This window comes from Aquibaculum arenosum (assembly GCF_029222965.1).
GTDB classification, from domain to species: Bacteria; Pseudomonadota; Alphaproteobacteria; order Kiloniellales; family DSM-21159; genus Aquibaculum; species Aquibaculum arenosum.
In genome coordinates, this window is record NZ_JARHUD010000003.1 from 17,719 (window position 1) to 30,063 (window position 12,345).

At 63.7% G+C, this 12,345-nt stretch carries 11 protein-coding genes; 3 read left to right on the forward strand and 8 right to left on the reverse strand.

Features of this window, described 5'->3' with window-relative positions:
* Positions 1 to 51: 51 nt before the first annotated feature.
* From P2G67_RS05180 to P2G67_RS05190, 3 genes are all read right to left on the reverse strand, one after another.
* Positions 52 to 903: an SDR family oxidoreductase gene (locus tag P2G67_RS05180; RefSeq protein WP_275820728.1), complete on the reverse strand. Its 852-nt coding sequence runs from the start codon at positions 901 to 903 to the stop codon at positions 52 to 54.
* A 153-nt stretch (positions 904 to 1,056) separates the two neighbouring features.
* The gene (locus P2G67_RS05185; RefSeq protein WP_275820729.1) at positions 1,057 to 3,222 is read right to left on the reverse strand and encodes a xanthine dehydrogenase family protein molybdopterin-binding subunit; all 2,166 of its coding nucleotides are present in this window, start codon (positions 3,220 to 3,222) and stop codon (positions 1,057 to 1,059) included.
* A gap of 46 nt (positions 3,223 to 3,268) precedes the next feature.
* On the reverse strand, positions 3,269 to 3,718 hold the full coding sequence (locus tag P2G67_RS05190; RefSeq protein ID WP_275820731.1) for a (2Fe-2S)-binding protein: 450 nt from the start codon (positions 3,716 to 3,718) through the stop codon (positions 3,269 to 3,271).
* Between the two features lie 308 nt (positions 3,719 to 4,026).
* Here P2G67_RS05190 and P2G67_RS05195 point away from each other — a divergent pair, with 308 nt between their 5' ends.
* A complete protein-coding gene (locus P2G67_RS05195) occupies positions 4,027 to 4,956 on the forward strand; it encodes an AraC family transcriptional regulator (RefSeq protein WP_275820733.1) in 930 nt (309 codons plus the stop codon).
* 23 nt (positions 4,957 to 4,979) lie between these two features.
* On the opposite strand, the gene P2G67_RS05200 is transcribed toward P2G67_RS05195, so the two are convergent.
* Positions 4,980 to 5,573 carry an FMN-dependent NADH-azoreductase gene (locus P2G67_RS05200; protein WP_275820735.1) on the reverse strand — a complete coding sequence of 198 codons (594 nt, stop codon included), beginning with the start codon at positions 5,571 to 5,573 and terminating at the stop codon, positions 4,980 to 4,982.
* 102 nt (positions 5,574 to 5,675) lie between these two features.
* Between P2G67_RS05200 and P2G67_RS05205 the strand changes: the two genes are divergently transcribed.
* Positions 5,676 to 6,671: a LysR family transcriptional regulator gene (locus P2G67_RS05205; protein WP_275820737.1), complete on the forward strand. Its 996-nt coding sequence runs from the start codon at positions 5,676 to 5,678 to the stop codon at positions 6,669 to 6,671.
* A 33-nt stretch (positions 6,672 to 6,704) separates the two neighbouring features.
* Here the strand turns inward: P2G67_RS05205 and P2G67_RS05210 are convergent, their stop codons facing one another.
* Entirely contained in the window at positions 6,705 to 7,229 is a 525-nt protein-coding gene (locus P2G67_RS05210) for a hypothetical protein (RefSeq protein WP_275820739.1), read from the reverse strand.
* A 12-nt stretch (positions 7,230 to 7,241) separates the two neighbouring features.
* Positions 7,242 to 8,429 carry a zinc-dependent alcohol dehydrogenase gene (locus P2G67_RS05215; RefSeq protein ID WP_275820740.1) on the reverse strand — a complete coding sequence of 396 codons (1,188 nt, stop codon included), beginning with the start codon at positions 8,427 to 8,429 and terminating at the stop codon, positions 7,242 to 7,244.
* 179 nt (positions 8,430 to 8,608) lie between these two features.
* Between P2G67_RS05215 and thpD the strand changes: the two genes are divergently transcribed.
* Positions 8,609 to 9,547 carry an ectoine hydroxylase gene (gene thpD / locus P2G67_RS05220; RefSeq protein ID WP_275820742.1) on the forward strand — a complete coding sequence of 313 codons (939 nt, stop codon included), beginning with the start codon at positions 8,609 to 8,611 and terminating at the stop codon, positions 9,545 to 9,547.
* A 153-nt stretch (positions 9,548 to 9,700) separates the two neighbouring features.
* On the opposite strand, the gene P2G67_RS05225 is transcribed toward thpD, so the two are convergent.
* Entirely contained in the window at positions 9,701 to 11,656 is a 1,956-nt protein-coding gene (locus P2G67_RS05225; RefSeq protein ID WP_275820744.1) for an AsmA family protein, read from the reverse strand.
* A gap of 187 nt (positions 11,657 to 11,843) precedes the next feature.
* Complete coding sequence (locus tag P2G67_RS05230) at positions 11,844 to 12,320, reverse strand: DUF4188 domain-containing protein (protein WP_275820746.1); 477 nt, start codon at positions 12,318 to 12,320, stop codon at positions 11,844 to 11,846.
* Positions 12,321 to 12,345 lie beyond the last annotated feature (25 nt).

The following is a 12,345-nucleotide window of genomic DNA, read 5'->3' on the forward strand; positions in this document are numbered from 1 at the left end:
CGCGCTCGCGTTGCCGCGCTCACACTGGGAGCGCTCAAGCATCGGCGCACATCAGCCATTGATGACGCTGCCTCCATTTGGGTGCAGCACCTGACCCGTCATGTACGAAGCCTCTTCGCTTGCCAGGAAGACGTAACAGGGCGCCACTTCATTGGGCTGCCCCACCCGCCCCATGGGAGAGCTTTCGCCATGTTGGGAAACTTTGGACTCATCAAAGCTGGCCGGAATGAGAGGAGTCCAGATCGGGCCAGGTGCAACGGCATTCACGCGAATACCGCGCTCCAGAAGCGCCTGGGATAGCGAACGGGTCAGTGCAACAATGGCACCGCGGGTCGCACTGTAGTCGATCAGCAGTGGGTGGCCCTTGTAGGCCGTGATCGATGTGGTGTTGATGATGCAAGCGCCCTCACCAAGGTGTGGCAACGCTGCGCGTGTGAGATGGAAATAGCCGAAGACATTGCTGCCAAAGGTGCGCGCCAAGTCGTCGGCCTCGATCTCCTCAAAAGAGCGTCGAATATGCTGCTCGGCGGCGTTGTTGACCAGAATGTCAATCCGCCCGAACTTCGCCATCGTCTGTTCCACGGCCTGCTGACAGAAGGTTTGCGAAGCAATGTCGCCCTTGATGGCAAGGCCTTCCGAGCCTTCTTCCTTTAAAAGTTCGAGCGTGTCTTGCGCGTCGGCGTCTTCATCCAGGTAGATAAAGGCAACGCGGGCACCTTCCCGCGCCATGGCCAGGGACACGGCGCGACCGATGCCACTGTCGCCGCCGGAGATCAGCACGACGCGCTCCTTAACCTTGTCGACGCCTGGATAGCGCGGCCGGAAATCCGGCGTCGGCTCCATCTCTCGCTCGACGCCCGGCTGTTGTTCCTGCTCTTGCGGTGGTGGAGACTTAATCGCCATCGGTTAATCCTCAACACAAGAGACCTGGTTTCACAGTCAATGGCCCCCGCCCCTGCTTTGTTCCGCCGAGGCAACGCGATGCATTTCATTGGCTCTTCGAGCTCTCAACCAGCGGCCGGCGACCAATTTCGACGGGCCAAGTCTGCTCTGCATCTAGACATGGTCTGAGAATGGTAGCCTCCGAACGCGTTGCGCGGTGGCGGCAAAGAGCGCATTGGCCAGCGCAGGTGCGACCGGCGGAACGCCCGGCTCCCCCACACCACCCAACGGCGAGCCAGTCTCGACAATGCTCACCGCCACCGAAGGAGCTTCCTCGATCGTCAGGAGCGGGTAGTCATAGAAGTTGGCCTGTTCGGTGCGACCGTCACGGATCGTGACCTTCTGTCTCAGCGCGGCCCCAAGCGCGTCTATCACCGCCCCCTGGATCTGCGTCTCCACCTGACCGGGATTGATGGCATGTCCGCAGTCAATCGCCGCGTAGACCCGTTCCACGCTGATGGTTCCCTCTTCCACCCGCGCCTCGACCACCTGAGCCACGTAGGAGCCATAGCTCTCGACCACTGCCAAACCTCGGGCAATTCCTTCCGGGGCGTCCTCGCCCCAGCCGGACATCTCGGCCGCCCTGTCGAGCACAGCGAGCATCCTCGTCTGTCCGGTGCAATGGCTTCTGCGAAACTCGAGCGGATCGCGGCCCGCTGCCGCAGCGCACTCGTCCATGAAGCTTTCGAAGAAGAAGCCGGTGAAAGAATGGGCGATCGAGCGCCAAGGGCAAAGTGGGATCGGCAGCTCAACGACGGCATGCTCAACGACGAAGTTCGGGATGACATAGCGCATGTCCGACAGTCCGCCGACCGAGAAGGGATCGAAGTTGGCGACATTGCCGGTCGCCTGTGCCATCTGCTCCGGATCGAAGCCGTACGCCCGCCCCATCTGCGGTCCGGCAAGGCGGATGCGCATGGCGGCAATGTCGCCGGCTTCGTTCAACACCGCTCGCATGCGGCACATCATGGTCTGGCGGTACTGGCCCTGCTGAACGTCATCCTCGCGCGCCCAGAGCACCTTCACCGGCCGGCCACCGACCGCGCGGCTGGCGAGAGCCGCTTGCAGCGCGATTTCGCCATGGGTTTTGCGGCCGAAGCCGCCGCCGAGGTAGGTCGTGTTGATGAAGAGCCGCTCAGCGGGTACCTGCAGCGCGCGCTCGAGTGACATGCGCAGGACGTCGTGACCCTGCGTGCCAATCCACAGTTCCGTCCGCTCCTCGCTGGACTCGGCCGTGCAGTTGATCGGCTCCATGCTCATATGGGTGAGCAGCGGTACCGCGTACTCGGCCTCGACGATCAGGCCTTCGGTCGACAAGGTCGCCTCGGCGTCGCCGCGCAGCGTCGTCACCGCGACGTCGGTCCTGTCCAGCCCCTCGCGGAGCATTCGGTCTATCTCATCCGTGGAAAGATCGTCCGCCGGTGTCCGCGTGAAGGTGACCTCCAAGGCGTCCGCAGCCTGTTTGGCCTGCCACCAGGAGTCGGCGACGACCACCGCGCCGCGCGGCACGCGAACCACAGCGATCACCCCCGGCATGCCGGAAACACTGTTTTCGTCGATTGATTCCACCTCGGCAGAGAAAACCGGGGCAAGTCGGACGGCGCCGTACAACATACCGTCGCGCTCGACGTCGGCCCCGTAGATGGCCCTCCCGGTTACCTTTGCCGCTGTGTCGAGGCGCAGCAGCGTGTGACCGGTCAGGCTTCGTTCACTGTCGGGGCGCAGAGTCGGCTCCTCCGGCACCGGCAGCGCCATCGCCTCCTCCACCAGTTCACCGAAGGGGAACACCCGCCCGGTCTCGGGGTGGATGATGACTCCGTTTTCGGCATGCAGGCCCTCAGATGCCACTGCGAGGCGGTTGGCCGCGGCCTGCGTCAGCATCTCCCGCGCCTGGGCGGCCGCGCGGCGCAAGGGGTCGTGCCAGAAGCGGATGCCGAACGAGCCCACGGAGCGCATCTGGCCGATGAAGGGAATCCGATAGTCGGGCGCCGGCTGCTTCGGCATGGCGACACTGATGCTCGACCAGTCGGCGCCAAGTTCCTCGGCGAGGATCTGAGCCTGTCCGGTGTGGGTCCCCTGGCCCATTTCGCAAGTGGGCAGCAGGAAGGTCACCTGCCCGCTCGTGTCGATACGGATGAAGGCTTGCGGCCCGCGCGGCTCGGCCCCCTCCTGCGCCCATGCCGCCGGCAGCCGAAGGGGAAGAATAAGGGCAGCGCCAGCTGCGGTAGAAGCGTTGGCCAGGAAGGATCGACGGGAAAGCGAAAGATCTTGCTGTTTCATCATTCAACCTGCGCATTGCGTGGACAGCGATGAGGAGCGGATTTCGTTAGATCTCGGAAGCACGGTGAATGGCCGACCGGATGCGCACGTAGGTGCCGCAGCGACACAGATTGCCGCTCATCGCCGCATCAATGTCCGCATCGGAGGGCCTCGCATTCTGCGCCAGAAGCGCGACCGCGCTCATGATCTGCCCGCTCTGGCAATAGCCGCACTGCGGCACGTCCAGCTCCACCCAGGCCCGCTGAACGGGATGCGATCCATCATTGGACAAGCCCTCGATGGTGGTGACTGACCTGCCTTCGGCTTCGGAGAGCGGGAAGACACAGGAACGCACCGGCTCTCCGTCAACGTGCAGCGTACACGCACCACATTGTGCGACGCCGCAGCCGAACTTGGTGCCGGTGAGCCCCAGCTGCTCCCGGATCACCCACAGAAGCGGTGTCTCCGGTGCAGCGACGACCTCGACCGCGCGCCCATTGATCGTGAATACCGTCATGTCTGCATCTCCTCGACCTGATCCCTAATTCCGTGGTCGCCGGTTATGAGAATTGTGTTGCCTGTCGTCTTCACCTTGATCTTCTCCTTCTCCTGCTGCGGATAGCTGCCCTCCTTCGCGTGTCCGCCACTTCGTTGGCGACAGCCGCACGCAAGTGGCCTTGCATCCACGTGTCAGGGCTTTTCTACAGCGAGGGTGGGGAAGGAGGCTTGCCAAGGTCTGCGCAGAACTTGCCTAATCCTGCAGCAGGCGGTGAAATGTCCCCCACTGGCGTGCTACAGTCGGGCTGAAGAGCAGGAGCAAGCGAGATGAACAGGCTCAAGCAAGCTGTGCGCGCCTATGCACGGCGCCACGCGAACGGCGATGGCTTGGCCGTCACGCCAGTGCCGGGGCTGCGGATGATGTGCCTAGAAGCACCTGCCGGCGACCTCCACTCCGTCTACCGGCCGCTCGTCTGTTTCGTGCTGCAAGGCGCGAAACGCATGACGGTGGGGAGCGAGGAGCGTGTATTCCACGCAGGGCAATCCGTCATCGTGGCGGCTGACATGCCTGTGGTCGGACGGATTGTCGAGGCGAGCCAGGACACGCCGTATCTTGCGATCGCCGTGGAACTGGAGATGGCACTTTTGCGCGAAGTCGCGGCCCAGATCGGCGATACCGCCACATCACGGACTTCGAGCATGCAAACGCTCTTCGCGGCAGATAGCGAGAAAGCGATGCTCGATTGCGCGTCGCGCCTGATGCAGCTTCTGGACCGGCCGGACGCTGCCCCGATTTTGCGGCCCGGGATCATTCGGGAGTTGCATTATTGGCTCCTGTCCGGCCCCCATGGCTCTGCGCTGCAGACGCTTGCAGACCCTGACGGATATGCCGGCCGCCTGGCCTCGGCCATCGCGATCCTCAGGGCAGACTATCGCTCACGCCTGCCGGTCGAACGTTTGGCAGCGGCAGCGGCGATGAGCCTCACCGCTTTTCACAAGCACTTCAAAATGATGACCTCTTTGACACCGGGGCAGTATCAAAAGCGCCTGCGTCTCATCGAAGCGCGGCGTCTCATGCTCGACGAAGGCTTTTCGGCAAGCAACGCGGCCTTCGAGGTGGGGTATGAGAGCGTGTCCCAGTTCACGCGCGAATATGGCCGGCTCTTCAAAGCGCCGCCAAAGCAGGACGCGCTGAGGATGCGCCGCAAGTCGGTCACTGAACGCAAACCAGAGGCTCGGGCAGGCGCACTGGCCTAAGCAGGTGCGCCTGCCCGGTGGCGCTATGCCGCGAGACCGGCGATTGCACCTCTGGCCTCGTTGATGGCGCTCACCTTGGCCTCATCGCCGAGCGCAACGCCTTCTGCGCGGACGATTGATATGTCCGTGATTCCGAAGAAGCCGAAGATCATGCGCAGATAGCTTTCCTGGTGATCGAGCGCCTCGGCGAAAACGCCACCGCGCGAGGAAGCGATGATGATTTTCTTGCCTCCGGCTAGCCCCTCCGGCCCGGCCTCAGTGTAGCGGAAGGTGGCACCCGGCACCGCGAGGCGGTCGATCCAGGCCTTCAACTGGCTCGGAATAGCAAAGTTGTACATCGGTGCACCGACCACGACGATGTCGGCGGCAAGGAACTCTTCGAGTGCCCCGCGTCCTGCGGCAATATCATCGACAACAACAGGCTCCTCAGGCACCGCCCCCTGGGCAGCGAGAAGGTGCGCATCGGAGAGATGGCCGATCGGCTTGGCCGCGAGGTCGCGGACCGTCACCTCTGCATAAGGATGCTTCTGCTTCAGCGATTGGATGATTTCGGCCGAGAGTGTGCGGCTGACCGAGGCGGGACCGGTAATGCTTGTATCGACGTGCAGGATCTTCATCGCGGTGTTCCTGTGAGTGAGTAGCGCGTGGCTCACAGAACTAAGCCTCCCGCTCGATCAAGAAAACTGGTATAGTGTTGGGAGTCGCTATAGGAGATTCTGATGGAGTTAGGGATCAGTCTCGACCAGTTGCGCATCTTCACAACTGTGGTTGAAGAGGGAAGCTTCTCGGCGGCAGCCCGACGTCTGAACCGATCGCAGGCCTCCATCACCTACGCCGTGCAAAAGCTCGAAGGCGCGATCGGCACCCTGTTGTTTGACCGAAGCGGCTATCGCCCGGATTTGACCGACGCCGGGCGTGCCCTGCTTCCACGTGCGCGCCGGGTGGTCGAAAGCAACGCAAGTTTTACGCGGCAGGCGTTAGCGTTGCGCGAGGGGATAGAGGCGGAGTTGACCCTGGTCGTCGATGCCATGTTCCCGATGTCGTCCTTGTTCGAGGCCTTGTCGGCGTTCGATCGACAGTTTCCGACCGTACAGACCCGGCTCTACGTCGAAACCCTGGGGGCAACGGTCAAGACGGTGCTGGATGGGCACGCGGACCTTGGCATCGTTATAGACTTCGATAATCTGTCCAACGAACTGGCATCGACAGCCTTGGATACCATTGAACTGGTTCCGGTCGCCGCGCCCAGCCATCCCCTGGTGCTCATGCAGAAGCAAAGCGGCGCGGCGCTGAGCGACGAGGATTTGCACGATCATCTCCAGCTCGTGCTAACGGACCGGTCGGACCTCACGAAAGGCAGGGACACGGGCGTCGCAAGCGTGCGCACTTCGCGCCTCGCCGATCTCGGCGCCAAGCATGCAATGCTGCTCGCAGGGATGGGTTGGGGCAACATGCCGCTGCACGTGGTATCGAGCGACCTCGCCGCGGGCCGCCTAATCGAACTGGAGATTGCGAGGTGGCCCAGGCACATACGGCCCCCGACGGTCGCGATGGTCATCGTGCATCGTCAGGATCGCCCGCCGGGGCCCGCCGGCGCTTGGCTGCTCAAGCGGCTCGGCAGGATGGTGCCGACAGGCTCCAAGAGCCGCCGCGTGTCGAACCCATCGACCCCGATCAGTGGGACGGACCCGAGCGCAAGCCCTCCTGCTCGATGACCTGCAGCGACTGCTGCACCGGCTTGTTGCTGATCAAAGGCGCCCCGCGCGCCGCTCACGCCCCGCCGCGCGGCGCCGCAGAAGAACGATGGCGACCGTCGAGACCGTGGCCGCAATCGCAGCTTTGCGCACCAGGCTGTCCCTATTGTGCTGCCACTCAGCCCGGACACCCATTTCCGCTGGAATGTTGGGGACGCGCCCACCTATAAGGTCGGCAAGAATGCCTTCGAGCATATTCACCCGGTCTGCCCCGAGCAGCATCAGCCAGTGCCGCCAGTCGGATTCGCTGTAGGTGAAGGCGGCACGGCGGATCATACCGCTTACACCCGACGGCGGGACGGAAACGCCGAACACGGCCGGCCGGCGATTGTGCTCGAGCGAACGAAGCACCTCCACATCCTCTGGCTGCAAGGGCGGGCGTTCCCATGCCATACCTTTTGCCTGGTCGGCCGCACGGTCACGGTAAGGGTAGGTCGGATCGTTCCGCGAGTCGGCGTCCACGCCCCAGCCGTTCACCGTCGCCGGGTCGATGGCCTGCCGCGAGCTTTTGGAAACCATGCGCTGCTTCTCCTAAGCGCCGCCGTTTGGATACAGGACTGGCTTGATGCAGGCGTCGAGCTTTGCCGAGAAGAGGCGATAGGCGTCGGAGACCTCCTCGAGCGGCAACCTGTGGGTAATGAGGGCCTTCGGGTCGATGCGGCCGGCCTGCACGTGCTCGATCAGCCGCGGCAGGAGGCGTTTCACCGAGGCTTGGTTGGCACGGATGGTGATGCCCTTGTTCACGACGTTTCCCATTGGGATCAGATTTCCCGTCGGTCCGTAAACGCCAACGATGGAGACGATCCCGCCCTTCTTCACAGAGTTGATGGCCCAGTGCAGCGTGATGGCCGATCCCGCCTCGAGCTTAAGCTTCTTGCCGAGGAGCGTGCGCAACATGCTTCCCGCCGCGTCCCCGCCGACCGCATCGATGCAGACATCCGCCCCAAGCGAGTCCGTCTGCTTCTTGATGAAGAGAGCCATGTCGTCGATTGCCGCGAAGTTGTAGACTTCCGCCGGGCAGTAGCGGCTCGCAAATTCGAGCCGATAGTCGACGTGGTCGATGACGAGGACGCGTCCTGCCCCGAAGAGCCACGCGCAGCGCGCCGCCATGATTCCCACGGGCCCTGCGCCGAAGACGACCACCGTATCGCCCTTCTGGATCCCGCCCATCTCAGCTGCTTGATAGCCGGTCGGTACGATGTCGGTGAGCAGCACGGCGTCGTCGAGATCCATCCCGTCGGGAATCAGGGTCGGGCCGAAGTCGGCGTAGGGCACCCGCGCATACTGCGCCTGCCCGCCGTCGTAGCCACCCGCCGTGTGCGAATACCCGTAGATCCCGCCGACTGCAGTGGCCTCGGGATTGGCTTCATGGCAGTTGCCGAACAGGCCCTGCTTGCAGAAGTGGCATTGGCCGCAGGCGATGTTGAAGGGCACCAGCACATGATCGCCGGGCGAAAGGTTTCCCACCTCTGCGCCGACCTCCTCGACGATGCCGCAGAACTCGTGGCCGAAAGTCATGCCGACCCGCGTGTCAGGCACAAGCCCATGGTAGAGATGCAAGTCGGAGCCGCAGATGCAGGAACGGGTTACGCGAACGATGGCATCTCGCGGGTGATGGATAGCCGGCTCCGGCTTCCGCTCCGCCCGGACCCGATAGGGGCCTCTGTAATCGGCAGCTAACACGACTGGCTCCTCGCAGCGTCGATGATGGAACCTCATCGGACAAGACTTGTTCCTCGGTCTCCTCGGCTTGGTGCTCGAGAGCTTGCTTCAGCTTGAGCACCCTCGCTCGCTTTGGCGGCCCTTTTTCAGCGCGCGCCTCCAGGAAAGCAGCGGTCGAGGAACCCGCCGTCAGCGGGAACGTTAGACGCCGTGGTTGTAGCTTCGGGAGTTTCGCAATGACCTTGCACGATGGAAAGATTCGCGCTCGACCTGACGATACCTACCCGACTCGCGTGGAAGACAGGGAGCGGTGGTTGGAGCGGCTCGAACCTGTTCTGTGGAGCGAATGGAGCAGCGACGCGCCGATCTCACGAGAGCAGGCCGGGTGCTACGAACGCGACGGCTATCTCGTGATGAAAGACATCTTCTCGGCGGCCGAGATTGAGGCTCTTGTGCAATCCTCGGCCAAGCTTCGCACAGCGGGCTCCACCCTGCCAGTAGAGGATGTGGTGACAGAACCCGGCGCCCAGGAAGTCCGCACGATCTTCCGTCTCGACGAGCATTCTGAGGCCTTTCGCAGGTTGGCACACGACCGCCGGCTGGCCGGCGTGGCGCAGTTCCTGCTCGGTGACGGTGTCTACGTCCACCAGTCCCGCCTGAACTACAAGCCTGGCTTGACCGGCAAGGAGTTTTACTGGCACTCCGACTTCGAGACGTGGCACGCCGAAGACGGCATGCCGCGAATGCGCGCCGTGTCGGCCTCGCTGCTCCTGACGGACAACGGGCCTCTGAATGGGCCGCTCATGCTCATCCCGGGCTCCCATAGAACATACATCTCCTGTCGCGGCACGACGCCCGACGAGAACCATAAGTCCTCGCTCAAGCAGCAGGAGGTTGGCGTGCCGTCGGATGAGAGTCTTGCGCGGCTGGCTCAGACAAACGGCATCGACTATGCCAGCGGCAAAGCAGGCACCCTGATCTTCTTCGATTGCAACACGATTCACGGTTCGAACGGGAACATCACGCCCTTCCCGCGATCGAACGTCTTCTTCGTCTTCAACGCCGTTTCGAACGCCCTTGAGCAACCCTTCGCAGCTCGAAAGCCGCGGCCCAGCTTCCTGGCCCGCCGGGGCGCGCCGGAACCGATATTGCCGGTACCTGGCGCCCTCGCGTAATCCTGTATGGCCACGTCCACTCCACGGTAATCCTGCCCGGCCCCACGCCACTGACCAACAGGCGGGCGCGGGGCGCGGGTAGGATGAGGGGACGTCCCGCTGGACCTGTTTGGCGGCGGCGCGGCTGCGCGCGAAGCCTTCGCCGAGCGCTTTCTACTCGTCGGCTTCCACCTCTGCTTCCGCAGAGCCCATGAGCGCAGCACAGGGGGCATCCTCGGCCAAACCGAGCTCCAGGAAGGGCAGCAGCGCCGCCAACGGCGTCACCAACGTGCCCAGCGCGGCTGCCAGCCCACCGCGGATAGCCAGTTCCGTCGGGTCGACGCCGAAGGCGGGCTCGGCGAAAGTACCGCCGACGGTCACAGCCAGGCGCGAACTGGCGAAGCCTGGATCTTTAGCCTCGCCGCCGATCTCCAGGTCGAGCGCTTCCTCGCCCAGGTCAATAATTCCCTCGGCCTGGATGGCGCTGTCTTCGGTGTCGAGCAATACCGGGTTGCTGGTGAGGACGCCGTCCTGGATGTCGAAGGCGCCGATGAGACAGCGAATATTCATGTCGGCCGGCACACCATCGCTCAGGACGACAGCGATGGCTTCCAGAAAGCCCGCATCGAGAAGTTGAAGGATGGACCCGGACACCAGGCCACCATCCATCAGGAAGGCCGCGTCCCCTTCCGCCGTGGCAAAGGCGCTCCGGACCGTGTTGCCCACCGTGGAGAAGCGGGTGCGGCCTTCGATGACCCCCTGGGCCTCACCCTCCAGCCCCGCCTGATTGAAAATCCTCTGGAGCTGAATGCCCGAGAGCCGCAGGTCGTAGTCCGTCTCGACGGGATCCACCGTGGCATAAAGCGAGAGGAAGAGGCTGAGCTGTCCTCCGGCGAAGTCAAAGACCACCGGCTGGAGCTGTAGCACACCCTCGTCGATCACAAGGTCGAGCGCGACGTTGTCCAGCGGCAAGCCCGGCGCGATCACCTGCTCCCCCCGAAAGCTCACCTGCGCATCGCTGCTGCGCACCTGCTCAATCTGCAACGGCGCATCGGGCAGCAGGCGCACCCGGCCACCGGCCTCGCTCTGCTCGGTGACCTGCTCGGGCTCGGGCGGTAGGCCAACGAGCGTGCCCAAGTCTTCGAAGGCCAATCGCTCCGATATCAGGTCAGCGACAATCAGTGGTTTCTCCTGATCCACCTCAACGCGCATGTCACCCGCAAGGTCGCTCTCGCCGACGGTCCCATTGAAGTCTTCAAAGTACCAGGCCTGATCATCCCTACGCAGCCGCCCGCTCAGTTCGTAAGGCGGGGTTGAGGGGAGCGGAATGTTCAAGATCGGCGCCAGCTCATCGGGGGTCGGGCCGCTGATCCAGAGTTCCCCATCCATCCCGGCAAGCTGTAGCGGCGCCGTCAGCGTCCCTTCGGCCCGGGCGCGCGTCTGTCCGACGGCAATCTCAATCTCGATCGGATAGGGCTCCTCCTCCTGACGCAGCAATGCCAGGGAACCACCGCTGGCGGCAATGGAGAAGGGATGGCCTTGGACTCGCCCCTCGCCTTCCAGGCTGACAGGCAGGCTGCCCTCCTCCGGGCTCACGACCTCCGCAGAGGCCACCTGAGCCTCCAGTTGAATATCTCGGGAGGCATCTTCGAGGGTCAGCCGACTGTCTTCCACCACCAGCTTTTCCAACAGCGGCACCTCGCTGCGCTGCGAGTCCCCCCCATCCGCCGCGTCACCGGCGTCACCAGCCATATCCCAGTTGGCACGCCCCTCCTCATCGATCTCCAGTTGGATGTCGGCGCCGCGGATGCGCGTGTCCATGATCACCAATTGACCACGCAAGAGTTCCCGAGCGTCAATCCTCAGCGCAAGTTCCTCGACGTGAACAAGCTCCTCCGCCTGAGCCCAGTCCGCATTGGCCAAGCGGATGTCCCGCGCGCGCATCCAGGGCTGCCAGGAGAACTCGCCCTGCAGATCGCCTTCGATGGCAAAGTCGCGGCCGGTTGCCGCTTCCACACGCGCCTCGATCGGCCCGCGCAACATGTTCCAATCAAAGAGAAAAATGGCCGCCACAACAGCAACAGCCAGCAAGGCAAAAACGGCGGCAATCCATTTCAGAATTCGTGGCATCTTCTGCCTCTGACGCCCCCTCAACGTGTCGATGTCCACAGCGACAACGCCGACAGCGTGCAATAGGCTCCATGAACCTGCCTCTGCAGCACCACGCGGGGCTGTACTCGACGCGGCTTTCCGCCTGACGGCGGCGGGCGGGGCGGGCGCTCACTGACAGGCGGTGAGGCCACTTTCCCCGCCGCACTCACGCGCCCAGATGCAGCCGTCTCCGCGCCTCGCTCAGTTCGCCCGTCGCCGGCACCAGTTCCCCGGCGCGGCCGAGGCCGGTGCGGGGCATGCCGGAATAGACGGCTTCGTAGGCGCCAGCCTTGACCAGATAGGTCTCGTGCCAGATGCCCACGTCGCCGCGGGCGTGGCGGGCTGCGCGGTTGAAGGCGGTCCAGGCCTGGCGGTGGCGCCCGTCTTCGCTGCGGGCATAGGCCTCCAGATACTCGAAGCTGCGCCAGTACTGAGCAATGAGCCGCATGCTGAGCCCGCTGTGGCCGAGAAAACCCGTCTCGGGTCCGGCTGCCTCCAGTTCACGCAGCATGACCGGCATTGCCCGGAAGACCGGCCACCAGCGCTGCACCTTCCAGGGCTTGTTGATGCGCATGCCGATGAGGAAGACCACGAAATCCCCCTCGATCCGCGCCGCCACGCGCTCCGCGACCACCTCTTTCATGGCGCTGCCTCCTGCCGTCACTCTG